General features: G+C 72.3%; 21 protein-coding genes. 18 read left to right on the top strand and 3 right to left on the bottom strand.

Features of this window, described 5'->3' with window-relative positions; translation table 11 throughout:
• Positions 1-31: 31 nt before the first annotated feature.
• Positions 32-883, bottom strand: a complete 852-nt coding sequence (locus ACFVST_RS03755) for a Rieske 2Fe-2S domain-containing protein (RefSeq protein WP_390146545.1) — start codon at positions 881-883, stop codon at positions 32-34.
• Between the two features lie 199 nt (positions 884-1,082).
• On the opposite strand from ACFVST_RS03755, the gene ACFVST_RS03760 reads away from it, so the two are divergent.
• Both ACFVST_RS03760 and ACFVST_RS03765 read left to right on the top strand, forming a co-directional pair.
• The gene (locus ACFVST_RS03760; RefSeq protein WP_390146547.1) at positions 1,083-1,628 is read left to right on the top strand and encodes a DUF488 family protein; all 546 of its coding nucleotides are present in this window, start codon (positions 1,083-1,085) and stop codon (positions 1,626-1,628) included.
• A 244-nt stretch (positions 1,629-1,872) separates the two neighbouring features.
• Positions 1,873-4,200 carry an FdhF/YdeP family oxidoreductase gene (locus tag ACFVST_RS03765; RefSeq protein WP_390146549.1) on the top strand — a complete coding sequence of 776 codons (2,328 nt, stop codon included), beginning with the start codon at positions 1,873-1,875 and terminating at the stop codon, positions 4,198-4,200.
• Between the two features lie 31 nt (positions 4,201-4,231).
• On the opposite strand, the gene ACFVST_RS03770 is transcribed toward ACFVST_RS03765, so the two are convergent.
• Complete coding sequence (locus ACFVST_RS03770) at positions 4,232-5,152, bottom strand: LysR family transcriptional regulator (RefSeq protein ID WP_390146551.1); 921 nt, start codon at positions 5,150-5,152, stop codon at positions 4,232-4,234.
• Between the two features lie 188 nt (positions 5,153-5,340).
• Here ACFVST_RS03770 and ACFVST_RS03775 point away from each other — a divergent pair, with 188 nt between their 5' ends.
• The 4 genes from ACFVST_RS03775 to ACFVST_RS03790 all read left to right on the top strand — a co-directional run bounded on the left by ACFVST_RS03775 (position 5,341) and on the right by ACFVST_RS03790 (position 10,456).
• Complete coding sequence (locus tag ACFVST_RS03775) at positions 5,341-6,318, top strand: Dyp-type peroxidase (RefSeq protein ID WP_390146553.1); 978 nt, start codon at positions 5,341-5,343, stop codon at positions 6,316-6,318.
• A 2-nt stretch (positions 6,319-6,320) separates the two neighbouring features.
• Positions 6,321-7,136 carry a family 1 encapsulin nanocompartment shell protein gene (locus ACFVST_RS03780; protein WP_390146555.1) on the top strand — a complete coding sequence of 272 codons (816 nt, stop codon included), beginning with the start codon at positions 6,321-6,323 and terminating at the stop codon, positions 7,134-7,136.
• 98 nt (positions 7,137-7,234) lie between these two features.
• Positions 7,235-9,751 carry an ATP-dependent Clp protease ATP-binding subunit gene (locus ACFVST_RS03785; protein ID WP_390146557.1) on the top strand — a complete coding sequence of 839 codons (2,517 nt, stop codon included), beginning with the start codon at positions 7,235-7,237 and terminating at the stop codon, positions 9,749-9,751.
• Positions 9,752-9,790: 39 nt separating this feature from the next.
• Positions 9,791-10,456 carry a DUF4328 domain-containing protein gene (locus ACFVST_RS03790; RefSeq protein ID WP_390146559.1) on the top strand — a complete coding sequence of 222 codons (666 nt, stop codon included), beginning with the start codon at positions 9,791-9,793 and terminating at the stop codon, positions 10,454-10,456.
• A gap of 199 nt (positions 10,457-10,655) precedes the next feature.
• Here the strand turns inward: ACFVST_RS03790 and ACFVST_RS03795 are convergent, their stop codons facing one another.
• Positions 10,656-12,695, bottom strand: coding sequence for a SpoIIE family protein phosphatase (locus ACFVST_RS03795; RefSeq protein ID WP_390146561.1), 2,040 nt, complete (start codon positions 12,693-12,695; stop codon positions 10,656-10,658).
• A 276-nt stretch (positions 12,696-12,971) separates the two neighbouring features.
• Here ACFVST_RS03795 and ACFVST_RS03800 point away from each other — a divergent pair, with 276 nt between their 5' ends.
• The 12 genes from ACFVST_RS03800 (at position 12,972) to ACFVST_RS03855 (ending at position 23,976) form a co-directional block, all read left to right on the top strand.
• The gene (locus tag ACFVST_RS03800) at positions 12,972-14,459 is read left to right on the top strand and encodes an aldehyde dehydrogenase family protein (RefSeq protein ID WP_390146563.1); all 1,488 of its coding nucleotides are present in this window, start codon (positions 12,972-12,974) and stop codon (positions 14,457-14,459) included.
• Positions 14,460-14,525: 66 nt separating this feature from the next.
• Positions 14,526-15,473, top strand: coding sequence for a VOC family protein (locus tag ACFVST_RS03805; protein WP_390146565.1), 948 nt, complete (start codon positions 14,526-14,528; stop codon positions 15,471-15,473).
• A complete protein-coding gene (locus ACFVST_RS03810; protein ID WP_390146567.1) occupies positions 15,470-16,264 on the top strand; it encodes an aspartate dehydrogenase domain-containing protein in 795 nt (264 codons plus the stop codon). The genes ACFVST_RS03805 and ACFVST_RS03810 overlap by 4 nt, the downstream gene beginning before the upstream one ends.
• A complete protein-coding gene (locus ACFVST_RS03815) occupies positions 16,261-17,049 on the top strand; it encodes an alpha/beta fold hydrolase (protein WP_390146569.1) in 789 nt (262 codons plus the stop codon). The genes ACFVST_RS03810 and ACFVST_RS03815 overlap by 4 nt, the downstream gene beginning before the upstream one ends.
• A 92-nt stretch (positions 17,050-17,141) precedes the next feature.
• The gene (locus tag ACFVST_RS03820) at positions 17,142-17,663 is read left to right on the top strand and encodes a cupin domain-containing protein (RefSeq protein WP_390146596.1); all 522 of its coding nucleotides are present in this window, start codon (positions 17,142-17,144) and stop codon (positions 17,661-17,663) included.
• Positions 17,656-18,420: an SDR family oxidoreductase gene (locus ACFVST_RS03825; protein WP_390146571.1), complete on the top strand. Its 765-nt coding sequence runs from the start codon at positions 17,656-17,658 to the stop codon at positions 18,418-18,420. The genes ACFVST_RS03820 and ACFVST_RS03825 overlap by 8 nt, the downstream gene beginning before the upstream one ends.
• Positions 18,421-18,473: 53 nt before the next feature.
• On the top strand, positions 18,474-19,259 hold the full coding sequence (locus ACFVST_RS03830) for an SDR family oxidoreductase (protein ID WP_390146573.1): 786 nt from the start codon (positions 18,474-18,476) through the stop codon (positions 19,257-19,259).
• 35 nt (positions 19,260-19,294) lie between these two features.
• On the top strand, positions 19,295-20,920 hold the full coding sequence (locus ACFVST_RS03835; protein WP_390146575.1) for a thiamine pyrophosphate-binding protein: 1,626 nt from the start codon (positions 19,295-19,297) through the stop codon (positions 20,918-20,920).
• A 12-nt stretch (positions 20,921-20,932) separates the two neighbouring features.
• On the top strand, positions 20,933-21,880 hold the full coding sequence (locus tag ACFVST_RS03840; RefSeq protein WP_390146577.1) for a PDR/VanB family oxidoreductase: 948 nt from the start codon (positions 20,933-20,935) through the stop codon (positions 21,878-21,880).
• A 59-nt stretch (positions 21,881-21,939) separates the two neighbouring features.
• Positions 21,940-22,155 (top strand): recombinase-like helix-turn-helix domain-containing protein, encoded by a 216-nt coding sequence (locus ACFVST_RS03845; protein ID WP_390146579.1) that lies wholly within the window; start codon positions 21,940-21,942, stop codon positions 22,153-22,155.
• 4 nt (positions 22,156-22,159) lie between these two features.
• Positions 22,160-23,197: a Rieske 2Fe-2S domain-containing protein gene (locus tag ACFVST_RS03850; RefSeq protein ID WP_390146580.1), complete on the top strand. Its 1,038-nt coding sequence runs from the start codon at positions 22,160-22,162 to the stop codon at positions 23,195-23,197.
• On the top strand, positions 23,194-23,976 hold the full coding sequence (locus ACFVST_RS03855; protein ID WP_390146582.1) for a RidA family protein: 783 nt from the start codon (positions 23,194-23,196) through the stop codon (positions 23,974-23,976). The genes ACFVST_RS03850 and ACFVST_RS03855 overlap by 4 nt, the downstream gene beginning before the upstream one ends.
• Positions 23,977-24,044 lie beyond the last annotated feature (68 nt).

A 24,044-nucleotide genomic window follows, 5' to 3' on the forward strand; every position in this document is an offset into this window, starting at 1 on the left:
GGGGCCGCGACCGGCACGGCACCCGCCGCCGTCAGCCCCGGGCCCGCACCTCGATCCGGCCGTCCCGGACCCGGGTCTCGTACCCGGGCTGCGGTACGGACGCCGGGCCGTGCACCACCCGGCCGTCGGTGAGGGAGAAGGTGCTGCCGTGCCACGGACAGGTGACGCAGCCGTCGGAGATCCGGCCCTCGTCCAGCGGCCCGCCCATATGCGTGCAGGTGGCGGACAGCGCGAGGACGGAGTCGCCGTCGCGGTACAGCAGCACCGGGACACCGTCCACCGCCACCCGCCGGTGCTGCCCCGCGGCCAGCTCCGCGTCCGCCAGCGCGTCGGTCCACTGCGGGGGCCGGGACTCGTAGGCGGTGCGGTTGACGTTGGTGCCCTCCGCGTAGGTGAGGTGGCCGCCGAGATAGCCCCCGGCGGCCAGGGCGCCGAGGCCGGACAGGGCGAGGGTCCGGCCTCGGTGGCGCTGCCCGGTGCACCGGGCCCACAGCGAGCCGGCGAACAGGCCGAGCGCGGTGACGTTCGCCGCCGCGTGCACCAGGCCGACGCGGCGCGGTGCGCCCACCGTGTTCGACCAGTCGTTGAGGCCGGCCGCGGCGGTGGGTACCGCGGCGCCGATACCGACCATCACCAGCAGATCCGCGGCCCGCTCGCTCCGCTCCCCGCCCGCCGAGTCCAGCAGTACCGCCATACCCCAGGCCCCGATCGGCAGCGTGGTCAGCGGCGGGTGCACGGGGTGGCCGACATGGCTGCCGCTCAGCAGATCGCGTACCGGTCGGGGCCGCACCGCACGGCTGACCAGGGCCGACAGGGGGCGGGCGACCGCGTCCAGGGCCTCGGACCTTTCCAGGAGCCGGGCGAAGTCGTAGAGGAAGGGCATGGTGGGGACTCCTCACAGAGGGGCGGGCGGGATCGTGGAGTGCGGGCCGCGGAGGTGCTCGCGACGGCCGGCGCCGTACGGCGGCCCGTGCCTCAATGCCGTATCACCGGGCACTCGGGGGGAAACGGGCCGATCGGGTTGGTACGCCCGAGTGGGCGTGAAAACTCGAAAAAGGGACGGAGCGAAGTGAGGGAGCGGGATGGTGCACCGCATCTGCACGATCGGGCATTCGAACCGGGAATTCGACGAGGTGCTGGCGATGCTGCGCACCTGCGGTGTGACCTTGCTCACCGATGTCCGTTCCTTTCCCTCCTCGCGGAAATTCCCGCAGTGGAATCAGTGGGCCGTCGCCGAGGCGCTGCCGCCCGATATCGGATACCGCTGGATTCCCGCACTCGGCGGCCGCCGGTACACGCCCGTGGATGTGCCGAGCCGGAACGGGGCCTGGCGGGTGAAGGCGTTCCGTGACTACGCCGACTACATGGCCACGGACGCTTTCGCGCAGGGCCTGGCCGAGTTGCTGGCCCTCGCGGAGCGGGAGTGGCCGGCGATCATGTGCAGCGAGGCGGTGCCCTGGCGCTGCCACCGCCGGCTGATCACGGACGCACTGCTGGTCGAGGGCGTGGAAGTACGGGACATCCTGTCGGCCACCTCCACCAGACCGGCCGTGCTGCACTCCGCGGCCCACATCGAGAACGGACAGATCACCTACCCGCCGCTCAGCGATTCGGGGAAAGGGGCTTGAGGGAGGTCGGAGAGAATGCGGGTGTGAATTGCCGGAGAAGGTTCTGAGTGACGCCCGTGAAGAAAGCTGAAAAGAAAATATCCAGCCTGATAAGTCGGGCCTATCAAGTGATCCAGATCGCTTGTTTGACATTGCCACCGGTTCTGCTGGAATCTTCGTCATGCCGCGGGAACGGGCGGGTCGGCACCGCAGGCGCCATACGCCCTCCGGCACCGGTATTCGGACGAGAAGAGGCGAGTACAGCATGAGCCGCAACGAGGACCCGGGTGACGAGCTGAAGGTGACCGAGCCGAAGCGCTGGGCCACCGGGGCGCCCGCGGTCGCGCACGCACTGCAGTACTCCCTGGAACAGACCTCGGTCCGCCGCACCGCCCTCACCCTGCTCAACATCAACCAGGTCAAGGGCTTCGACTGCCCCGGCTGCGCCTGGCCCGAACCGGCCCCCGGCAAGCGGCACTTGAACGAGTACTGCGAGAACGGCGCCAAGCACATCGCCGACGAGGCGACCAGCCGCCGCATCACCGCGGACTTCTTCCGCGAGCACTCCATCGCCGAGCTGGACACCAAGTCCGACTACTGGCTCAACCAGCAGGGCCGGCTCACCGAGCCCATGGTCAAGCGCCCCGGCGCCGAGCACTACGAGCCCATCGGCTGGGACGAGGCCCTCGATCTGCTCGCCGGTGAACTGCGCGCCCTGGCCCACCCCGACGAGGCCCTCTTCTACACCTCGGGCCGCCTCAACAACGAGGCCGCCTTCCTGCTCCAGCTCTTCGCCCGCGTCTACGGCACCAACAACCTGCCGGACTGCTCCAACCTCTGCCACGAGTCCAGCGGTTCGGCCCTCCAGGAGACCATCGGCGTCGGCAAGGGCACCGTGTCCCTGGACGACATCCACAACGCCGACCTGATCTTGGTGGTGGGGCAGAACCCGGGCACCAACCACCCGCGGATGCTGACCGCCCTGGAGGAGACCAAACGCAACGGCGGCCGCGTCATCGCCGTGAACCCGCTGCCCGAGGCCGGCCTGATCCGCTTCAAGCACCCGCAGAAGGTCCGCGGGGTCATCGGCCACGGCACGAAGATCGCCGACGAGTTCCTCCAGATCAAGGCCGGTGGGGACCTGGCCCTCTTCCAGGCGCTCAACCTGCTGCTGCTGGAGGCCGAGGAGGCCGCCCCCGGCACTGTCCTCGACCACTCCTTCATCGAGTCCCACACCACCGGCTTCGCCGAGTTCGCCGAGAACGCGCGGAAGACCGAGTGGCGGGACATCCTGGACGCCACCGGGCTCACCCGCGAGCAGATCGAGCGGGTCCACGAGATGGTCCTCGGCAGCAAGAGCGTCATTGTCTGCTGGGCCATGGGCATCACCCAGCACAAGCACGGTGTGCCCACCATCCGCGAGATCGTCGACTTCCTGCTGCTGCGCGGCAACCTCGGCCGCCCCGGCGCCGGTGTCTGCCCCGTCCGCGGACACAGCAACGTCCAGGGCGACCGCACCATGGGGGTGTGGGAGCGGATGCCGCAGAGCTTCCTCGACGCGCTGGGCACCGAGTTCGGCTTCACCCCGCCCACCCAGCACGGCATGGACTCCGTCGACGGCATCCGCGCCATGCGCGACGGCACCGCCACGTTCTTCCTCGGTGTCGCGGGCAACTTCGTCCGGGCCACCCCCGACAGCGACGTCACCGAGGCCGCGATGCGCAACTGCCGCCTCACCGCGCATATTTCGACCAAGCTCAACCGCTCCCACACGGTGTGCGGTCAGACCGCGCTGATCCTGCCCACCCTCGGCCGCAGCGACCGGGACGTACAGGAGGGCGGCCTGCAGTTCTACACCGTGGAGGACTCCATGAGCGAGGTGCACGCCTCCCGCGGACGCCTCGCCCCCGCCTCCCCGCACCTGCTCAGCGAGGTCGCCATCATCAGCCGCCTGGCCCGCCGCACCCTCGGCGACACCCCGGACATCGCCTGGGAGGACTTCGAGGCCGACTACGGCACCATCCGCGACCACATCTCCCGAGTGGTGCCCGGCTTCGAGGACTTCAACGCCCGCGTCGCGCAGCCCGGCGGCTTCCGACTGCCCAACCCGGTCAACGAGCAGACCTACCGCACCCCCAGCGGCAAGGCCGTCTTCACCTGCAACGACTTCGAGACGCCGCATGTACCCGAGGGGCACCTGCTGCTCCAGACCCTCCGCTCCCACGACCAGTGGAACACCATCCCCTACGCCCTCGACGACCGCTACCGCGGCATCCACCAGGCCCGCCGCGTCGTCCTGGTCAACCCGGACGACCTGGCCCGACTCGGCCTCGCCGACCGGGACTTGGTCGATCTGATCGGCATCTGGAAGGACGGGGTGGAGCGCCGCGCGGAGGGCTTCCGCGTCGTCGCCTACCCCACCGCCCCCGGCTCGGCCGCCTCCTACTACCCGGAGACCAACGTCCTGGTACCGCTGGACAGCGTCGCCGACGTCAGCAACACCCCGACGTCCAAGGGCGTCGTGGTCCGCCTGGAGCCCGCCACCGGTACCACCGCCGAGGCCCACGCCCCCGAGGCGGCGCACAGCGCCTGACCGGCGCGGCCCGGTAGCCGGGCGGTGGCCGTCACCCGCCGCCCGGCAACCGCTCCAGCGCACCGGCCACATCGGTGGTCCGGGCGATCTCGGTCAGCGCCCGCGCCATCATCGACTCCGGGTCCCGGGACACGGTGACCAGCCCGACCGGCACCGCACGCGCCGGCTCCACCAGCGGTACCGCGCGCATCCCGGGCGGCACCCCGAAGACATGCAGCCAGGCGCGGGCCACGATGCTCGCCCACTGCCCGGTCCGCACATGCGCGAACAGGGCGCCCACCGAGTCCGTCTCCACCCGGGGCGCCGGTTCCAGACCCAGCTCCGCGAAGACCGCGTCCAGCACCCGCCGCCCCTGCATCGCCCCCGTCAGCAGACACAGCGGCAGCCGGGACGCCTCCTCCCAGGTCGCCGTGGGCTGCCGCGCCCGACCGTCCCCCGCCGCGGTCAGCAGCACATAGCGCTCCTGGTACAGCGGCACCCCCTGGAAACCGTCCGGTAGTTGCTCATGCACATAGGTCAGCGCGGCGTCGATCTCGAAGTTCCGCAACTGCCGCAGGATGTCCACCGACTGGAGATCCGCCAGCACCTCCACCGTGACCAGCGGATGCGCCGCGCAGAACGGCCCGGTCAGCAGGGACACCGCACCGGACGCGGTCGGCACCGAACCGATGCGCAGCCTGCCGCTCAGCCCGGAGCGCAGCGCACCCACCTCGTCGCGCAGCGAGTCCCGGTCGGCGAGGATGCGCTGCGCCCACAGCACGATGCGCTCGCCCTCCGGCGTCAGCCCCTCGTACTTGCGTCCGCGCCGCACCAGCGGCACGTCCAACTCCTCCTCCAGCTTCCGCACCGCGGCGGACAGCGCCGGCTGGGACACATGGCAGGTGTCGGCGGCACGCGCGAAGTGGCGCTCCCGGGAGAGGGCCACCAGGTACTCCAGTTGTCGAAACAGCACGCCACGGGTGTACCCGACAAGTCGACGTATTGCCAAGCGGGTCCCACGCGGCGACACCCCCGCGCAGAATGCCACCGGATACATCAGGATGGCGGTCCGGGGTACCGGGCACTCCGTGGCGGGTGCCGCCGCGGTGCCGGACCGCAACGGACCGCCGTACGCCCAGCGTTCTCAGGAGGCCACCCGCAGTGGAGTCGCAAGCCGTGATCGAAGCCCCGGCCAAAGCAGCCGTGTTCCTCGTCGCCACCATCGCACCCGGCGGCGAGGACACCGTCCGCGGACTGCTGGAGGACCTGTCCGCACTGCGCCGCTCGGTCGCCTTCCGCGCCCCCGACGACCACCTCACCTGCGTCACCGGCATCGGCTCCGCCGCCTGGGACCGCCTCTTCACCGGGCCCCGCCCCCGCGACCTGCACCCCTTCGTCCCGCTGGCCGGGGCCCGCCACACCGCCCCGAGCACCCCGGGCGACCTCCTCTTCCACCTGCGGTCCCGCCGCACCGACCTCTGCTTCGAACTGGCCCGGCTGATCACCGACCGCCTCCGCGGCGCCGTCCGCGTCGAGGACGAGGTCCATGGCTTCAAGTACTTCGACGAGCGCGACCTGCTGGGCTTCGTGGACGGCAGCGAGAACCCGGAGGGGCGGCTCGCGGAGGCCTCGGTGTTCGTCGGCGGGGAGGACCCGGACTTCACCGGCGGCAGCTATGTCATCGTGCAGAAGTACCTGCACGACCTCACCACCTGGCACGCCCTGCCCACCGAGGAGCAGGACCGGGTCATCGGCCGGCGCAAGCACGACAACGTCGAACTCCCCGACGCCGTCAAGCCCGCCGACTCCCATGTCGCCCTCAACACCATCACCGGCGAGGACGGTACCGAACGCAAGATCGTGCGCGACAACATGGCGTTCGGCACCCTCGGATCGGACGAGTTCGGCACCTACTTCATCGGCTACTCGCACACCCCCGACGTCACCGAGCAGATGCTGCGCAACATGTTCCTCGGCGACGGCGACGCCACCCACGACCGCATCCTCGACTTCTCCACCCCCGTCACCGGCTGCCTCTTCCATGTGCCGACCGAGGACTTCCTCGACGCGCTGCCGCCCGCACCCGCAGCCGCCGCCGCGGACGGCTCCCTCGGCATCGGCGGCCTCAAAGGAGCGTGACCATGACCCCGCCCGCCACCACCAACCTGCACCGCGAACTCGCCCCCGTCACCCCCGCCGCCTGGTCCGAGATCGAGGACGAGGCCCGCCGCACCTTCCGCCGCAACCTCGCCGGCCGCCGGGTGGTCGACGTCTCAGGCCCCGACGGACCCACCCTCGCCGCCGTCGGCACCGGACACCTCACCGGCATCGAAGGACCCGCCACCGGGGTCGGTGCCCGGCTCCGCACCTCCCAGCCGCTGGTCGAGCTGACCGTGCCGTTCACCGTGACCCGGGACGCCGTCGACGATGTGGACCGCGGCGCCCAGGACTCCGACTGGCAGCCGGTGAAGGACGCCGCCCGCACCATGGCCCTCGCCGAGGACCGCGCCGTCTTCACCGGCTACCGGGCCGCCCGGATCGACGGACTGCGCGCCCGCACCTCCAACGAGGTGCTGCGGCTGCCCACCGAGGCCCGCGACTACCCGGACGCCGTCAGCCACGCCCTCACCGAACTCCGCCTCGCCGGTGTGCAGGGCCCGTACTCGCTGGCGTTGGGCGCGGAGGCGTACACCGCGGTCAGTGAGACCTCCGACCACGGCTACCCCATCACCGCCCACCTGGAGCGCATCCTCGACGGGGACCTGGTGTGGGCGCCGGCGATCGAGGGCGGCTATCTGCTCAGCACCCGCGGCGGCGACTTCGAACTGCGCCTCGGCGAGGACCTGGCCATCGGCTACACCGCCCACGACGCCCACCGCATCGAGCTGTACTTCCGCCAGACCCTGACGTTCCTGGTCCACACCGACGAAGCGGTGGTGGCACTCGACCCGGCCTGAGCCGGTCCGGGCTCCGGAACGCCGCGGCGGCCCTGAGTTGCAGAGCCGGGGGCATCGCGTTTCCGTGGAAGGGACCCGTCGCCGCTCCAGGAGCCACCATGTCGATGTCGTCGTTCGGTTTCGGTCCGTCCGATCCCTTCAGCGAGATGCTGAACAGGTTCTTCGGGATGTCACCCGCCTCCTCGCCCCCGGCGGTCCAACGGGTGCCCATCGGACGGCTGTTGACGGAGTCCTCGCAGGAACTCCTCAACCTGGCCGGACAGCGCGCCGTCGAGGACGGCACCTCCGACCTCGACACCGAACACCTGCTGTGGGCGTGCACCAGGGTCGACCCGGCCCGCTCACTGCTCGCGCAGGCCGGTGCGGAACCCGACGCCCTCGCCTCCCGGATCGCCAAGATCCTGCCCCGCGAGTCCGGTGAGCCCTCCGCCGAACCCGGCCTCACCCCCGCCGCCAAACGCACCCTGTCCGCCGCCTACGCCCGCTCCCAGGCGGCCGGGGTCTCCTACATCGGGCCCGAGCACATCCTCGGCGCACTCCTCGACGACCCCGACACCGGCGCCGCCCGCCTCCTCGGCGCGGAAGGCCAGGACGTACCGCAGCTCTCCCGGCTGACCGAACAGGCGGCCCGCGCGGACGGGATGCCCACCGAGGGCAGGCAGCAGCCGGCCACCACCCTGGACGAGTTCGGCCGCGACCTCACCGAGGAGGCCAAGGCCGGCAAGCTCGACCCGGTGGTGGGGCGGGCCGAGGAGATCGAGCAGACCGTGGAGATCCTCTCCCGGCGCTCCAAGAACAACCCGGTGCTGATCGGTGAACCCGGCGTCGGTAAGACCGCGATCGTGGAGGGCCTGGCCCAGCGCATCGTGGCCGGTGAGGTACCCGACACCCTCAAGGACAAGCGGGTCGTGGTGCTCGACCTGTCCGGCATGGTGGCGGGGGCGCAGTACCGCGGCCAGTTCGAGGAGCGGCTGAAGAAGGTCATCCAGGAGGTGCAGGACGCCCGCGGCGGGATCATCCTCTTCATCGACGAACTGCACACCGTGGTCGGCGCCGGCGCCACCGGCGAGAGCTCCATGGACGCCGGGAACATGCTCAAACCGGCCCTGGCCCGGGGCGAGTTGCATGTGGTGGGCGCCACCACCATCGACGAGTACCGCAAGCACGTCGAGAAGGACGCCGCGCTGGAACGCCGCTTCCAGCCGGTGCTGGTGCCCGAACCCACCGTCGAGGAGACCGTGCAGATCCTGGAGGGCCTGCGCGACGTCTACGAGGCGCACCACCAGGTCCGGTTCGCCGACGGAGCGCTGACCGCCGCCGCGGAACTCTCCGACCGCTACATCAGCGACCGCTTCCTCCCCGACAAGGCCATCGACGTCATGGACCAGGCGGGCTCCCGGGTACGGCTGCGCAGCGCGGCCCGCTCCACCGAGGTGGTCAGCCGCGAGGACCGTATCGCCAAACTCCGCCGCGAACAGGACCAGGCGGTCGCCGCCGAGGACTTCGACCGGGCCGCCGAACTCAAGCGCCAGATCGCCGAGGTGGAGGGCGAGTTGGCCGGTGTCGAGGAGCGCCGCGAGGGCGTCGTCTCGGTCACCGCCCGCGATATCGCCGATGTGGTGTCCCGCCGCACCGGCATCCCCGTCTCCCAGCTCACCGCGGGCGAGAAGGAACGCCTGCTGAGGCTGGAGGAGGAGATGCACTCGCGGATCGTCGGCCAGGACGAGGCGGTCACCGCCGTCTCCCAGGCGGTACGCCGCAACCGGGCCGGGATGGGCGACCCGAACCGCCCCGTCGGCTCCTTCCTCTTCCTCGGCCCGACCGGCGTCGGCAAGACCGAACTGGCCAAGACGCTCGCCGAGTTGCTCTTCGGGGACGAGAGCCGCATGGTCCGCTTCGACATGAGCGAGTTCCAGGAGAAGCACACCGTGGCCCGCCTCGTCGGCGCCCCTCCCGGATACGTCGGCTACGACGAGGCGGGCCAGCTCACCGAGAAGGTCCGCCGCCAGCCGTACAGCGTGGTCCTCTTCGACGAGGTGGAGAAGGCGCACCCGGACGTCTTCAACACCCTGCTCCAGATCCTGGACGACGGGCGGCTCACCGACGGGCAGGGCCGCACCGTCGACTTCCGGCACTGCGTGATCATCATGACGTCCAACATCGGCGCCCACCGCATCCTGGACCACCAGGGCGATGTCTCCGAGCTGAAGGACACGTTGATGGCGGAACTGCGGGCACGGTTCCTGCCCGAGTTCCTCAACCGCATCGACGACATCATCATCTTCCACAGCCTCGGCGAGGACGACCTCTCCAAGATCGTCGACCATCTGCTGACGCAGAGCGAACACCGGGTGCACGCCCAGGGCATCACCCTGAAGGTGACCGGGGCCGCGAAGAAGCTGCTGATCGCCCACGGGCACCAGCCGGAGTTCGGCGCCCGCCCGCTGCGCCGCACCATCCAGGCCGAACTCGACAACCGCCTCGCCGAGTTGCTGCTCAGCGGCGAGGCCGACCCGGGCGACACCATCACCGCCGACGTCCTGGACGACTCCCTGCACTGCACGGTCACCAAGGGCGAGGAACGGGACAACTCGACTGGCGTGGAGGCCGGTTGAGGCGGCCGACACGGCCTGGGCGTCTGACAGGATGGCCGGGTGAACGATCGCATATCGCCCCCCACATTCAGTCCTGCCCGCGGCATCGCGCACGTCACCATGGTCACCCTCGGTCTCGCCGGGGCGGCCTGGGCGGCGTTGGCGGTCTGGCATCTGCGGCTGGCCGCCGCCGGGATGCCGGCCTCGGGCCCGCCCGACCAGGGTGACGGTGTGCACCGTCCGCTGAACGCCCTGGAGAACGGCTACCACATGGTCGGCAATGTCAGAGACCTTGCCACCGTGATCTGCGCGATCACCTTCATCGCCTGGCTGTGGCGCGTCCGGGACAACGCCCTCGCCCTCTCCGGTGTGCGCCCCGCCTACGCCTGGCCGTGGATCTACCTCGGCTGGGTCGTCCCGATCGTGAACCTGTGGGTGCCGCGCGGCATCATCGCCGGTGTCCACCGCGCCGGCGACCCGGGCCGGCCCCTGCCGCGCATCCTCAACTGGTGGTGGGCGTGCTGGCTGTTGGGCGTCTACGGCGGCGTCGGCCTGGTCTACGCCGACTCCACGGACCACGTCATCGAACGCGCCTACACCGATGTGGGCTGGCTCCTCGCCGCCGACGCCGCCGTCATCGCCGCCGCCGTGACCGCCGCCTTCCTCGTCAAGACCATCACCGACGGCCAGTACGAGCGCGCCGGATCCGCGACCACCGAGGACTGACCTCCACCGGTCAACGGGCCGCGGATCAGGGCGCGTCGCGGTCCTTGCGCCACTCGCGCGCGAAGCGCGGCCCCGCGGCGTCCCGGCGCGGTGCAGGGGCCAGCGGGTGCACAGGTCGGCGACGTCCAGGACGGTGGGGCGGGCCACCTGGCCGTGCGGGGTTTCTCCGCTCGGTCGTGCGGGTGGCGAGCGCTGCTGCTCAGGCTCGGGGTCTGCGGCGGACGGCGAGGAGGGCGATGTCGTCGATACGTCCCGGGGCCTCCTGGCCGGCCAGGAAGTCGACCAGGTCACCGAGGTCGAGGAGGGGGCCGCGGGGTGCGCCCCAGCGGTGGATCTCGTCGATCATCTCCCGGACGCAGACGTCGATGTCGGCGTCCCGGCGCTCCACCAGGCCGTCGGTGAACAGCAGCAGCGCCTCGTCGTCGGCGAGCCGGGCGGTCGTCGTCGGGAAACCGGCCCACGGGTCCACCCCGAGCGGCGGCCCGCCCGCCAGCTCCACCTCGCTGACCGCCCCGCCCCGCACCCGCCATGGATGCGGATGCCCGGCCCGCGCCCCGCGCAGGGTGCCGTCCACCGGGTCGAGCACCAGATAGGTGCAGGTGGCGAAGCGGTCGGTGTCCAGGTCGCAGTGGACGCGGTTGACATGCGCCAGTACCGCGCCCGGGTCCAACCGCGCCTCGGCGGACGCCCGTAGCGCGACCCGGAGTTGCCCCATCACCGCGGAGGCGTAGGCGTCGTGGCCCTGGACGTCGCCGATGATCAGGGCGGCGGTGCCGTCCCGGCGCGGCAGGAGGTCGTACCAGTCGCCGCCGATCTGCATTCCGCGGGTGCCGGGCAGATAGCGGGAGTGCACGGTCAGCGAGGGCAGTGGGGGCAGGCGGCCGGGCAGCATGGCCTGCTGGAGGTCGCTGGCGAGCTGGTGCTCGGTGTCGAAGAGCCGGGCGCGTTCCAGGCTCTGGGTGAGTATCACCGCGACCGCCGTGTAGAAGGTGCGCTCCCCGGCGTCGAAGTGCCGCGGCCGCGCGAAGGAGATCAGACAGGCGCCGGTGACCCGGTCCACCGACCCCAGGGCGAGCACCACCCAGGAACGGGCGGGCAGTCCGCCCGTGGGCAGCCCGGCGAGAGCGGGGCCGGGCGGCCGGCTGAGGTCCTCGATGAACAGCGGCTGCTCCCGGGTGGCCGCCGAGGACATCGCGGCGTGCGCGGCCGGCCGCAGGTACTGGAGGGAGGTGGATACGGAGCTGTCGCCGACGATCCGCATCTCGCCCGCCTCGGTGAGCCCCAGGATCAGGTTCTCGGCGCCGAGCGCGGGCCGCGCCAGCCGGGTCATGACCTCGGTGACGTCCCGTACGGTGACCGCCTGGCTCAGGGCGCGGGTCAGGGTGAAGAGGAACGAGTCCCGGGAGCTGTCCGGGGACTCGGGGCCGCGCGGCGCGACCTGGATGCCGGGATCGGTCTCCAGCAGCAGCCCGAGGGTGCGGGTGGGGTGCCCCGCCTCGTCCATCAACACCCGCCCGTACTCGGTGACATGGTGCACGCTGCCGTCGGGGTGGCGGACCCGGAAGCCCACCTGGTAGCGGCCCGCCCCGTCCGGGTCCCCGTGTGCGGCGGCGGTGGCGGCGTCCTCGGCGACCTGGGCGATCGCCGCCTGGAGAGCCGGTACGTCGTCGGGGTGCAGGGTGGAGAAGAACGTCTCGGCGCTGCCGCCGAAGGACGCCGGGTCGAGGCCGAAGATGGCGCGGGTCCGCTCGTCCCAGTACGCGTTGTCGGAGACGAAGTCCCAGGCGAAGACACCGGCGCGGGCGGCCCGTACCGCGTCGGCGAGGCCCGGTCCGGTCTCGGCGGGATCGGGCAGGGCGCGGCCGCAGCACTCGGCGATCAGCGCCAGCTCCTCCGCATCGGCGGTACGGCCCGCGGCGGGCGGCACCGCCAGGGCGCCCCGGACCCGCCCGGCGGGCCCCAGCGGCAGGATCCGGGTGCCGGGGGCGAGTGGGCCGAGGGTGGTGGCCCGGCCGGTGCGCAGGACGCGGCGCACCGCGGGCAGGAGCGGGTCGCCGCCGGGCGGGGCCGCGGGGAAACGGACCGGGTCCTGGTCCTTGCCGTCCAGGTAGAGCGCGATGCCGTCCGGCGGGAGTCCGGCGTTCTGGCCGCCGTCGGTGAGGGCCCTCAGCAGCTCCTGCGGGGTGCGGGACCGCAGCACTCGGGACAGCAGTCGCACCAGCCCCGTTGGTTCCGCCATGAACGCGCCCTTTCGCGCCGATTCCTTATCGGATCGGATAAATCGCCCCAATTCTAGGGGTGGGTGTGTGGACCCGCCCGGCGGTGGTGGGCCGGGCGGGGTCGGCGGGGAGTCCGTCGCGTGGTCCATGCCGTGGCGAGAAGGGGGATCCGAGGGGGTTGCCAAGGAAATGATTAAGGCCTTAGATTTCTAGTGCTGTTCGAGTGGGGGACCGGCCGTGAGCGGCCCGGCATCGCTCGGCGCACCCTGTACGCCCCTTCGCCAGGAGGTCCTGCCATGCCCGGTCTGCCCGCAGACGAGATCCTCATCGGGGGCCGCTGGCAGCGCGGAGCCGGCCAGGCCATGGACACCGTGAACCCGGCCGACGGCACCGTCCTCACCACCCTCCACGCCGCCGACGCAGACCAGGTCGACACCGCGGCCCGCGCCGCCGCCGAGGCCGCCGCCGATCCGGCCTGGCGCGATCTGCTCCCACACCGCCGCGCCGCCCTGCTGCACCGGATCGCCGCCCTGGTCGAGGACGCCGCCGACGAGCTGTCCGCCCTCCAGACCGCCGACACCGGCAAGACCCTCGCCGAGACCCGGGCCCTCGCCCTCAGCGCCGCCGCCACCTTCCGCTACACCGCGGCCGCCCTGGAGACCGCCGAGGACGCGATCACCCCGTCCCGCGGCGAGTACCTCACCCTCAGCGTCCATGAACCGATCGGCGTGGTGGGCGCGGTCAACCCGTGGAACTCGCCGGTCGCCAGCGACGCGCAGAAGATCGCCCCCGCGCTCGCCGGCGGCAACGCCGTGCTGCTGAAGCCCGCCGCATGGACCCCGCTGGTCTCCCTCGCCCTGGGCCGCATCATCCAACGGGCCCTCATCGAGGCGGAGTTGCCGACCGCACTGCTCTCCGTGCTGCCGGGCAGCGGAGGCGTGGTCGGGGACGCCATCGTGCGGCATCCGCTGGTCGGGCGGATCGGTTTCACCGGCGGTACCGGGACCGGGCGGGCCATCGCCCACGCGGCGGCCGAGAAGCTGGTCCCCGCCTCGCTGGAGTTGGGCGGCAAGTCGCCGACCATCGTCCGTGCCGACGCCGACCTCGAACAGGCCCTGGCCGGCGTCATGTTCGGCGTCTTCTCGTCCAGCGGCCAGTCCTGCGTCGCCGGCTCCCGGCTGTTCGTCGCCCGCGAGATCTACGACCGGTTCCTCGCCGAACTCGTGGAGCGCGTACGGAAGTTGCGCGTAGGCCCCGGGACCGATCCGGACACCCAGGTCGGGCCGCTCGTGCACCACCGGCACCGGGACTCCGTCGCGGCCTATGTGGACCTCGCCCGCGAGGAAGGGGGCCGTGTCCGGTGCGGAGGCGCGGCCCCCGAGGGCGACACCTACACGGCCGGTGCCTACTACCTGCCCACCGTCATCGACGGCCTGCCGCCCACCGCCCGCGTCTGCCGCGAGGAGATCTTCGGCCCGGTCCTGGTCGCCCTGCCCTACGACGACGAGGAGGACCTGGTGCGGCAGGCCAACGACTCGGTCTACGGGCTGGCCTGCGGCATCTGGACCCGGGACCACCGGGCCGCCTGGCGGCTCGCCCGCCGGATCGACGCCGGCACCGTGTGGATCAACACCTACAAGCAGTTCAGTATCTCCACCCCGTTCGGCGGGATGAAGGACAGCGGCCTCGGCACCGAGAAGGGCCGCGACGCGATCCGCGCCTACCAGCGGCAGAAGTCCCTCTACTGGGGCACCTCCGACGCCCCCCTGCCCTGGGCCGGCTGACCGCCGCCACCGCCCCGCCCCGGCGACACCCCGGGCCACCCCACCCACGCACCTCTGGAGACGGCCATGCCCCAACCGCCCATCGCCCGGCTGCGCGCGCTGCGTTCGGTCGAGCTGCTCACCCCCGACTTCACCGCGGCCAACGACTTCTACCGAGAGGTGTGGGGCCTGGAGGTCGTGGAGGCGGAGCGGGACGCCAGTTGGCTGCGCGGCACCGGACCCCAGCACCACGCCCTCCAGTTGACCCGCAGCGACCGGATCGGCCTGGGCCGTCTGGTCTTCGCCGTCGCCACGCCCGCCGAGATCGACGAGGCCGCCCGCCGCCTGGAGGCCCGCGGTATCCGGCCCCTCGCCGGACCCGGGCCGCTCGACCAGGTCGGCGGCGGCTACGGCCTCCGCTTCCACGACCACGAGGGCCGGCTGGTCGAACTCTCCGCCGAGACCTGGGCGGTGGCCGAACGCGGCCGGGACGCGGCCGTCCCGGTCGGCGTCACCCACACCGTGCTCAACACCACCGACATCGACGCCGCCGTCGCCTTCTACCGCGACGTCCTCGGCCTGCGCGTCTCCGACTGGTCCGAGCACCAGATGGCATTCCTGCGCTGCAACAGCGACCACCACTGCGTCGCCTTCAACCAGGCCGACTGGGTCTCCCTCAACCACGTCGCCTACGAGATGTCCTCCGTCGACCACTTCATGCGCGGCCTCGGGCGGCTGCGGCACCACGGGGTGGTCCCCGAGTGGGGCCCCGGCCGCCACGGCCCCGGCAACAACACCTTCTCCTACTTCACCGACCCCACCGGCCTGGTCTGCGAGTACACCTCCGACGTCGCCCAGATCGAGGAGGACCGCTGGATCGCCCGGGTGTGGCGCCGCATCCCGGAACTCTCCGACCTGTGGGGCACCGCCGGCCCGCCCTCGAAGCGGATCCGCTGCCATATGGCGGGCACCGCCGACGGCACGCCCGTACAGCCGCCGCTCGACGCCCACGCCCCCCAGGGAGCCGCCGTATGAACACCCGCACCGTAGGACTCATCGGCTGGGGCGCCATCGGCCGTGTCGTGGGCACCGCCCTCGCCGCGGGGGAGGTGCCCGGCGCCCGCCTGGAGTGCGTCATCGACAACCGGCCGCTCGGCGACAGCGCCCCCGCCCCCCAACTCCCCCTGGAAGAAGCCCTGGAGCGCTGCGACCTCATCGTGGAGGCGGCTGGGCAGGGCGTGGTGCGGGAGTGCGGCGAGCGGATCCTGGACGCCGGGGTCGACCTGCTGATCGCGTCCACCGGCGCCCTCACCGACGAGGACCTCGCCAAGCGGCTGCGCACCGCCGGGCCCGGCCGCGTCTACTTCACCGGCGGCGCCGTCGGCGGCCTCGACCTGCTCCAGGCGGCCCGCGGCATGGGCCCGCTCACCGAGGTCCGCCTCACCACCACCAAACTGCCCGCCACCCTCGAACAGCCGTGGATGGACGAGGAGTTGAAGCAGCGGCTGCACACCACCACCGAACCGGTCACGGTGATGTCGGGCACCGCGCGCGACATCCCGGTGAAGTTCCCCAAGTCGACCAATGTCGCCGCCTCCGTCGCCCTCGCCGTCGGGGACCTGGACGCCGTCCGGGTCGATGTCGTCGCCGACCCGGCCGCCCACCACACCTCGCACACCATCGAGGCCACCGGCGCCCACGGCAGCTACCGCTTCGAGGTGCGCCACCTGCCCGACCCGTCCAACCCCGCCACCAGCCAGGTCGTACCGCACGCCGTGCTGCGCAGCCTGGGCGCGATCGCGGGCCGAGGGGGGCAGATCCTGTGAGCGCCGCCTACGACACCGCCGGGCTGCACCTGGAACAGGCGGGCGAGCAGGGGCCGTTGCTGCTGTGCCTGCACGGCATCGGCTCCTCCTCCGCTGCCTTCGCCCCCCAACTCGACGAACTCTCCGACCACTTCCGGGTACTGGCCTGGGACGCCCCCGGCTACGCCAAGTCGGCTGACCCGCACGGCCCGTTGAGCCTGGACGACTACGCCGACACCGCCGCCGCGGTGATCCGCGCACACGGCGGCACCGCCCATGTCCTCGGCGTGTCCTGGGGCGGTGTCATCGCACTCCGACTCGCCCTGCGCCACCCGGAGTTGGTCGACTCGCTGATCGTGGCGGACTCCAGCCCCGGTTCCGGAACCGACCCCGGCAAGGCCGCCGGGATGCGCGCCCGCGCCGCCGAACTCGCCGCCGCGGGACCCCGTGCCTTCGCCGAACAGCGCAGCGCCCGGCTGCTCTCCCCGGGCGCGCCCGCAGAACTGGTGCGGCGCGTCACCGACACCATGGCCGACTCCGTCCGCCTGCCCGGCTACGGGTACGCGGCCGAGGCCATGGCCGCCGCCGACCTCCGCCCGGACCTGCCCCGGATCACCGCACCCACGCTGGTGCTCTGCGGCGACCAGGACCGCGTCACCGGCATCGAGGGCGCCCAGGCCGTCGCCGGCGGCATCCACAAGACCGCCTACGTGATCGTCAAGGACGCCGGTCACCTGGCCAACCAGGAGCAGCCCCGGCGGTTCAACGCCTGGGTCCTGGCCCATCTGCACATCGTCACCGACTGAACTCCCGGGTGACGAACCGCACGCGACCACCCGCACGCGACCACCCGCACGTGACCATCCGCACCACCGTTCCGCACCGGAAGGACAGCACCATGCCGCTCACCACCGACGCCTACGACAACGGGGGCGACCTCGCCTCCTACACCGACTCGCTGATCGCCAGCCGCGAGTCCCGCGTCGCCGACTTCGACACCCTCTCCTTCCAGGAGAAGGCCGGACCGCAGTACCGCCGCGGCCAGATCCGCTACGTCGGCTCCGGCGCCACCGGCAACCACGAGGGCGACAGCCGCATCATCCCCTCCGGCGGCTTCACCTTCTCCAACATGCTGCTGCCGCCCGGCGCCGAGGGCCCCGCCCACACCCACCACGACGTGGAGGAGGCCTTCTTCGTCCTGGAGGGCGAGGTCAAGGTCGGCATCCACCGCGGCGCCGACGAGGCCGAGTACCGCACCCTGGGCTACCGCGACATGATCGTGGTGCCGGCCGGGGTGACCCGCTCGCTGAAGAACGAGGGCGACACCGACGCGCTGTTCTGCGTCGTCATCGGTACGCGGAAGCCGCAGGTGCCGAGCTACCCCGAGTACTCCCCGATGCACGGTGTCACACGTGACTGAGGCGCCCGCGGGCGCCGCCCGTACGGTCGTCGTGACCGGGGCGGGCCGTGGTCTGGGACAGGCCATGGCCCGCCGGGCGGCCGAGGACGGCTTCCGGGTCGTCGTCGCCGAGCTGAACGAGGAGTGGGGCGCCCGTACCGCCGGCGCCCTGCGCGCCGACGGCCTGGACGCCCACTATGTGCACTGCGATGTCGCCGACCCCGGCTCGGTGGCCGCCCTGGCCGAGGCGGTGGCCGTCCTCGGGCCCCTCTACGGCCTGGTCAACAACGCGGCCCTGGCCGACGGGGTCGGCGGCCGGGAGTTCCAGGACATCGAACTCGACGTCTGGGACCGGCTGATGGCGGTCAACGCCCGCAGCCCCTGGCTCGTCGCCAAGGCGCTCCACCCGCAGCTCACCGGCCACGGCGGACCCGGCCGGATCGTCAACATCGCCTCCGACGCGGCCCTCTACGGCTCGCCCCGGCTGGCCCACTACATCGCGTCCAAGGGCGCCGTGATCGCACTCACCCGCGCCATGGCCCGCGAACTCGGCGACCGCGGTATCACCGTCAACGCGGTGGCGCCCGGACTCACCGAGGTCGAGGCCACCGAGGGCGTACCCGCGGAGCGCCACGCCCTGTACCGCGGCGGCCGGGCCATCAGCCGCCCCCAGCAGCCCGAGGACCTCGTCGGCCTGGTGGCGTTCCTGCTGGCCGAGGAGTCCCGCTACCTCACCGGCCAGGTGATCGCCGTCAACGGCGGCTTCACCATGCACTGAACCAGCCCCCGCACCGACGCCCCAACCCGCCCGCACCGCACAGGAGTCACCCCATGGATCTGGGTCTCGCCGACCGCACCGTACTGGTCACCGGAGGCAGCTCGGGCGTCGGCCTGGCCACGGTCCGCGCCCTGCTGGACGAAGGCGCCAAGGTCGCCACCTGCGGCCGGGACGCCGACCGGCTGGCCCGCGCCGCGGAACACTCCGGGGCCGGCCCCGACCGCCTCTTCACCGCCGTCTGCGACATCCGCGACACCGCCGCCGTCCACGACTTCGGCACCCGCGCCGCCGACCACTTCGGAGGCATCGACGGGCTCGTCAACAACGCCGGCCAGTCCCGGATGAAGCGGCTGGACGAGACCACCATGGACGACTGGCGGGACGAACTCGACCTGAAGTTCGCCGGGGTGCTCAACCCGCTCGCCGCCGTCCGCGAACAGCTCCGCGCCTCCGAGCAGGCCGCCGTGGTCAACATCAACGCCGTCCTCGCCAAGCAGCCCGAGCCGCGCCTCATCACCACCGGCGCCGCCCGCGCCGGCATCCTCAACCTCTCCAAGGCCCTCGCCACCGAACTCGCCCCCGAAGGCATCCGGGTCAACTCGGTCTGCCTCGGCCTGGTCGACACCGGCCAGTGGACCCGCCGCTACGCCGCCGGCAGCGGCCTCAGCTACGAGGAGTGGCAGGCCGAACTCGCCGCCGACCGCGGAGTGGCCCTCGGCCGCCTCGGCCGCGCCGAAGAGGTCGCCTACGCCGTGGTCACCCTGCTGTCCCCGCGCGCCTCGTACATCACCGGCACCAGCCTCGACGTCTGCGGCGGCGTCGGCCGCGGCATCCTCTGACCCCCGTCCCTCCCCGGGAACACCAGGAGCACCCCATGCGCCACGACACCGGAGGCGACCTCCTCGTCGCCGTCCTCAAGGAACTCGGCATCGACACCGTCTTCGGCATCGTCAGCGTGCACAACCTGCCGCTGGTCGAGGCCGTCGACCGCGAACTGCGCTTCGTACCGGTCCGCCACGAGGCGAGCGCCGTCAACGCGGCGGACGCCTACGGCCGGGCCCGCGGCGGCCTCGGCTGCGCCCTCACCTCCACCGGCACCGGTGCCGGCAACGCCGCCGGCTCCCTCATCGAGGCCCTCGCCGCCGGCACCTCCGTACTGCATGTCACCGGGCAGATCGAGTCCGGGCACCTCGGCTTCGGCCGCGGCTTCATCCATGAGACCAAGGACCAGCTCGGGATGCTGACCGCGGTCTCCAAGTACGCCGCCACCGTCCACGACACCACCGGTGCGGGCGGCATCCTGCGCGAGGCCGCGGCCGCCGCGCTCACCGCCCCCGGCGGCCCCGCCAGCGTCGAATGGCCCATCGACCTCCAGTACGCCCCGCAGGACGACACCGCGCCACCCGCCCCCGAGGCACCGCTGCCCACCGCCGAACCCGGTGAACTCGCCGCCGCGGCAGCCCTGTTGGCCACCGCGCGCCGCCCGCTGATCTGGGCCGGCGGCGGCGCCCGCACCGCCGGCGCCGAACTCGCCGCCCTGCTCCAGACCACCGGCGCCGGACTGCTCACCTCCAACTCCGGCCGCGGCATCGTCCCCGAGGACCACCCGCAGGTCATCGGGAACTTCGCCACCACCCCCCAGGCCCGCGCCCTGCTCGCCGACGCCGATGTACTCCTCACCGTCGGCACCCACTTCCGCTCCAACGAGACCGCCGACTACGGGCTCACCCTCCCCGAGGCGCATATCCAACTCGACGTCGACGCCGCCGCGTTGGGCCGCGTCTACCCGGCCCGGCACGCCCTGCACGCCGACGCTGGCCCCGCCCTCTCCGCGCTCGCCCGGCACGCCCGCCCCGCCGAGGACGACTGGACGGTCCGCGTGGTCGAGGCGCGCGGCCAGGTCCGCGCCGTGCTGCACGAGAACATCGGCCCGCAGGCCGCGGTCTGCGACGCCGTCCGCGCCGCCCTGCCACGCCGCGCGGCGATCGCCCGCGACGTCACCATCCCCTCGTCGAGCTGGGGCAACCGCCTGCTGGAGATGTACGACCCAAGGGACAACGTCTTCCCCCGAGGCGGCGGCATCGGGCAGGGCCTCGGTATGGGCATCGGCGCCGCCCTCGCCCGCCCCGGCGATCCCACCGTCGTCCTGGCCGGCGACGGCGGCCTCGCCGTCCACCTCGGCGAACTCCTCACCCTCGCCCAGGAACGCCCCCGCCTCACCCTGATCGTCTTCAACGACGGCGGCTACGGCGTCCTCCGCAACATGCAGGACCGCTACTGCGACCGCCGCTCCGGAGTCGACCTCGCCACCCCCGACTTCGCCCGGCTCGCCGAGGCCTGCGGTCTGCCGTACGCGCGGATCGGCGCCGAGTCCGAGGCGGCCGCGACCATCGCCGCGGCGGTGGCGAGCGACGGGCCCACCCTGGTGGAGGTCGACCTGGCGGCCCTCGGCCCGATGAAGACCCCGTTCACCCCGCCCGTCAAGATCCCCAGCGCGTGAGGAGGCACCACCATGAGCCCTGAGCGGGAAACCGAACTCGACCTCCTCGTCCACCGGATGAGCTGGGAGGCGGAGGGCGTCCTCTCCGTCGAACTCGTCCACCCGGACGGCAAACCGCTGCCCGCCTGGGAACCCGGCGCCCACCTCGACCTGCACCTCGGCGGGCTGATCCGGCAGTACTCGCTGTGCGGGGACCCGGCCGACACCGCCCGCTACCGCATCGGCGTACTCGACGAACCCGACTCCCGCGGCGGCTCCCGGCACGTCCACACCAAGCTCCGCCCCGGCCAGCGGGTGCACACCGTGGGCCCCCGCAACCACTTCGCGCTGGAGCCCGCCGCCCGCTATGTCTTCGTCGCGGGCGGGATCGGCATCACCCCGATCCTCGCCATGGCCCGCGAGGCCGACCGCCGCGGCGTCCCGTACACCCTGGTGCACGGCGGGCGCAGCCGGGCCTCGATGGCCTTCGGCGGCGAGCTGAACGCCCTGCGTGGCGGCCGGGTCACCTTCGTCCCGCAGGACGAGCACGGCCATATCGACCTGCCCGCCGCCCTCGCCGGACTCGACCAGGACACCCTGGTGTACTGCTGCGGACCCGAGCCGCTGCTCGCCGCGGTGGAGGAGGCGGTACCGGACGGGCGGCTGCGGCTGGAGCGGTTCGCCGCGCCCAAGAGCGAGACCACCGGCGACGACACCGCCTTCGCGGTGGAGTGCCGCGCCTCCGGTGTCACCGTCGAGGTCGGCGCCGGCACCTCCGTGCTGGACGCCGTGGAGGCCGCCGGGGTCGCCGTGGGCAGCTCCTGCCGCGAGGGCATCTGCGGCTCCTGCGAGACCCGGGTGGTGTCCGGCACCCCCGACCACCGTGACTTCCTGCTCAGCGAGGCCGAGCAGAACTCCGGCGCCACCATGATGATCTGCGTCTCCCGGTGCGCCTCCGACCGCCTGGTCCTGGACCTCTGAGACTGCTGACACCACGTCAGCCCCCACCCCGAGAAAGCCCCGTGAACTGGAGGAGCACCATGCCGCGCTACGTCGAGGTGCACCAGACCCGCACCCATGAACCCACCCCGTACGAGATCAAGCTCGCCGGTGTGCTGGAGGAGATCTACGCCGATGTCGGGCACCAACTGACCGACGTGGTACGGGGCTTGAACGAGCGCCATGTGTATCCGCCGGACGGTGGGCCCTGGACCGAGGAGTCCTTCACCGCCGAGATCAAGCGACTGGGAGCGTGACCCGATGACCGCCACCACCGCCCCCGCGACCCCTGGCAGCAAGGCCGAGGAGCTGTACGCCACGGGCCTGCGCAACCAGTGGTACCCCGTGTACCCCTCGCACTTCGTCGCGCCCGGCGAGATGAAGCGGGTGGTCCGCCTCGGCGACCCCTGGCTGCTCTTCCGCCGCCCCTCCGGCGAACTCCATATGATCGCCGACCGCTGCCCGCACCGCAGCGCCCCCCTCTCCCTCGGCCAGCACCTCGGCGACCGGATCGCCTGCCAGTACCACGGAGTGCAGGTCGACGGCGAAGGCACCGTCGTCAAGGTCCCCGGCCTGCCAGGCTGCAATCTGGAGGGCAAGCGCCTCGTCACCTCGCTCCCGCTGCGCGAGGCACACGGAGTGGTGTTCGCCTACTTCGGCGACGAGCAGCACCCCGAGCCCACCGAACTCGCCCTGCCCGACCGCCTGGAGGACGAGGACACCGCTTCCTTCCTCAACTACGCGGAGTGGGGCGCCCCTTGGCGCTTCTACATCGACAATGTGCTGGACCCGATGCACGGCGCCTTCCTGCACGGTCACTCCCACTCGATGGCCGGCGGCGCCAAGTCGGCCCGCTTCCGCATCCGGGAGACCGGCCGCGGTTTCTTCTTCGAGAAGACCGACCAGGTCGGGGTGAACTTCGACTGGGTCGAGTTCGCCCGCACCGGCGTCGACTGGGTCGACCTGGAGATCCCGTACCAGACGTTCGCGGGCCCCGGCGGCTCCTTCGGCATCGTCGGGATGGCCACCCCGATCACCGCGACCGAGTCGGCGATCTTCCACTGGCGCTGCCGCCAGGTGCGGGGCTGGGAGCGGGACTCCTGGCGCTTCCTCTACCGGACGACGCTGGAGGAGCGCCACCACGAGGTCCTGGAGCAGGACCGGGTGATGCTGGAGGGGATGCCGGCCGACGCCGACCAGCGGGAGAACCTCTACCAGCACGATCTGGGCGTCGTCCGCATCAGGCGCCTGTACCGGGCGGAAGCGGCCAGGCAGGCCGCCGAACTGGAGCAGGGGTGAGCGCGACCGGCGCCGGGCAGAGCCCGGCGCCGGTCCCGTCTGGGGACAACACGGTGATGCTCACCGTGATCCTCCGGCACGACCAGTCGAAGAACCTGCACGAGATCCAGAGCACCCTCGGCGACCGCGGCTGGTGGGAGCGCTTCCCGCCCGGCGACGCGGAGATCGTGTCCTGGGTGGTGGCGATGGGCATCGGCCAGATCGTCACCCTGCGCCTCCCCGCCGACCAGATCAGCCTGGTCAACGTCGAGTTGGAGCGAAGCGCCTGGGGCGTCTTCCACACCGACTTCCACCCCACCTACGACTTCGTACCGGTACGGGAGCGCCTCACCCGCGAGTGGCGTGCGGCCCAAGTGCCCACCGGCGGGCGGGGGTTGGCGCGGACGCTGAGCGCGCCGGAGGTGCCGGGCGCACCGCGGCCCGGTATGTTCAGCGCCGGCAAGGCCGTCGGCGACCGTTTCACGCTCTCCGGGATGCACGCGGGCGACGGCCACGGCGGCGTCCTCGGCGACGGCAGCACCTACGACCAGGCCCGCCAGGCCCTGACCCGCATCCGGGCCCTGGTGGAGGCGGCGGGCGGCGTCATGGACGACGTCCAGAACCTGCGGATCCACCTCACCGATATCGCCGACAAGGCCGAAGTGGGCCGCGCCAGGGCCGAGTTCTTCACCGGCGACTTCCCCTGCTCCACCCTGGTCGAGGTGTCCCGGCTGGTGGAGCCGGCCCTCACCGTGGAGATCGAGGCGGAGGGCGTCCTCGGCTCCGCCACCCGCCCCTGAGCCACATCGACAACGGGCCCCGGACGACTGCTCGTCCGGGGCCCGCTGCCCCAAGTGCCGTACCGCAC

It is taken from the genome of Streptomyces sp. NPDC058045 (assembly GCF_042885635.1).
Taxonomy (GTDB): domain Bacteria; phylum Actinomycetota; class Actinomycetes; order Streptomycetales; family Streptomycetaceae; genus Streptomyces.

Bases quoted from the DNA above. Each gene is read 5' to 3' on its own strand.
- ACFVST_RS03810 (WP_390146567.1), top strand. From the start codon at position 15,470: ATGAACACCCGCACCGTAGGACTCATCGGCTGGGGCGCCATCGGCCGT.
- ACFVST_RS03805 (WP_390146565.1), top strand. From the start codon at position 14,526: ATGCCCCAACCGCCCATCGCCCGGCTGCGCGCGCTGCGTTCGGTCGAG.
- ACFVST_RS03800 (WP_390146563.1), top strand. From the start codon at position 12,972: ATGCCCGGTCTGCCCGCAGACGAGATCCTCATCGGGGGCCGCTGGCAG.
- ACFVST_RS03830 (WP_390146573.1), top strand. From the start codon at position 18,474: ATGGATCTGGGTCTCGCCGACCGCACCGTACTGGTCACCGGAGGCAGC.
- ACFVST_RS03755 (WP_390146545.1), bottom strand. From the start codon at position 883: ATGCCCTTCCTCTACGACTTCGCCCGGCTCCTGGAAAGGTCCGAGGCC.
- ACFVST_RS03765 (WP_390146549.1), top strand. From the start codon at position 1,873: ATGAGCCGCAACGAGGACCCGGGTGACGAGCTGAAGGTGACCGAGCCG.
- ACFVST_RS03785 (WP_390146557.1), top strand. From the start codon at position 7,235: ATGTCGATGTCGTCGTTCGGTTTCGGTCCGTCCGATCCCTTCAGCGAG.
- ACFVST_RS03835 (WP_390146575.1), top strand. From the start codon at position 19,295: ATGCGCCACGACACCGGAGGCGACCTCCTCGTCGCCGTCCTCAAGGAA.
- ACFVST_RS03840 (WP_390146577.1), top strand. From the start codon at position 20,933: ATGAGCCCTGAGCGGGAAACCGAACTCGACCTCCTCGTCCACCGGATG.
- ACFVST_RS03845 (WP_390146579.1), top strand. From the start codon at position 21,940: ATGCCGCGCTACGTCGAGGTGCACCAGACCCGCACCCATGAACCCACC.
- ACFVST_RS03820 (WP_390146596.1), top strand. From the start codon at position 17,142: ATGCCGCTCACCACCGACGCCTACGACAACGGGGGCGACCTCGCCTCC.
- ACFVST_RS03850 (WP_390146580.1), top strand. From the start codon at position 22,160: ATGACCGCCACCACCGCCCCCGCGACCCCTGGCAGCAAGGCCGAGGAG.
- ACFVST_RS03795 (WP_390146561.1), bottom strand. From the start codon at position 12,695: ATGGCGGAACCAACGGGGCTGGTGCGACTGCTGTCCCGAGTGCTGCGG.
- ACFVST_RS03780 (WP_390146555.1), top strand. From the start codon at position 6,321: ATGACCCCGCCCGCCACCACCAACCTGCACCGCGAACTCGCCCCCGTC.
- ACFVST_RS03760 (WP_390146547.1), top strand. From the start codon at position 1,083: ATGGTGCACCGCATCTGCACGATCGGGCATTCGAACCGGGAATTCGAC.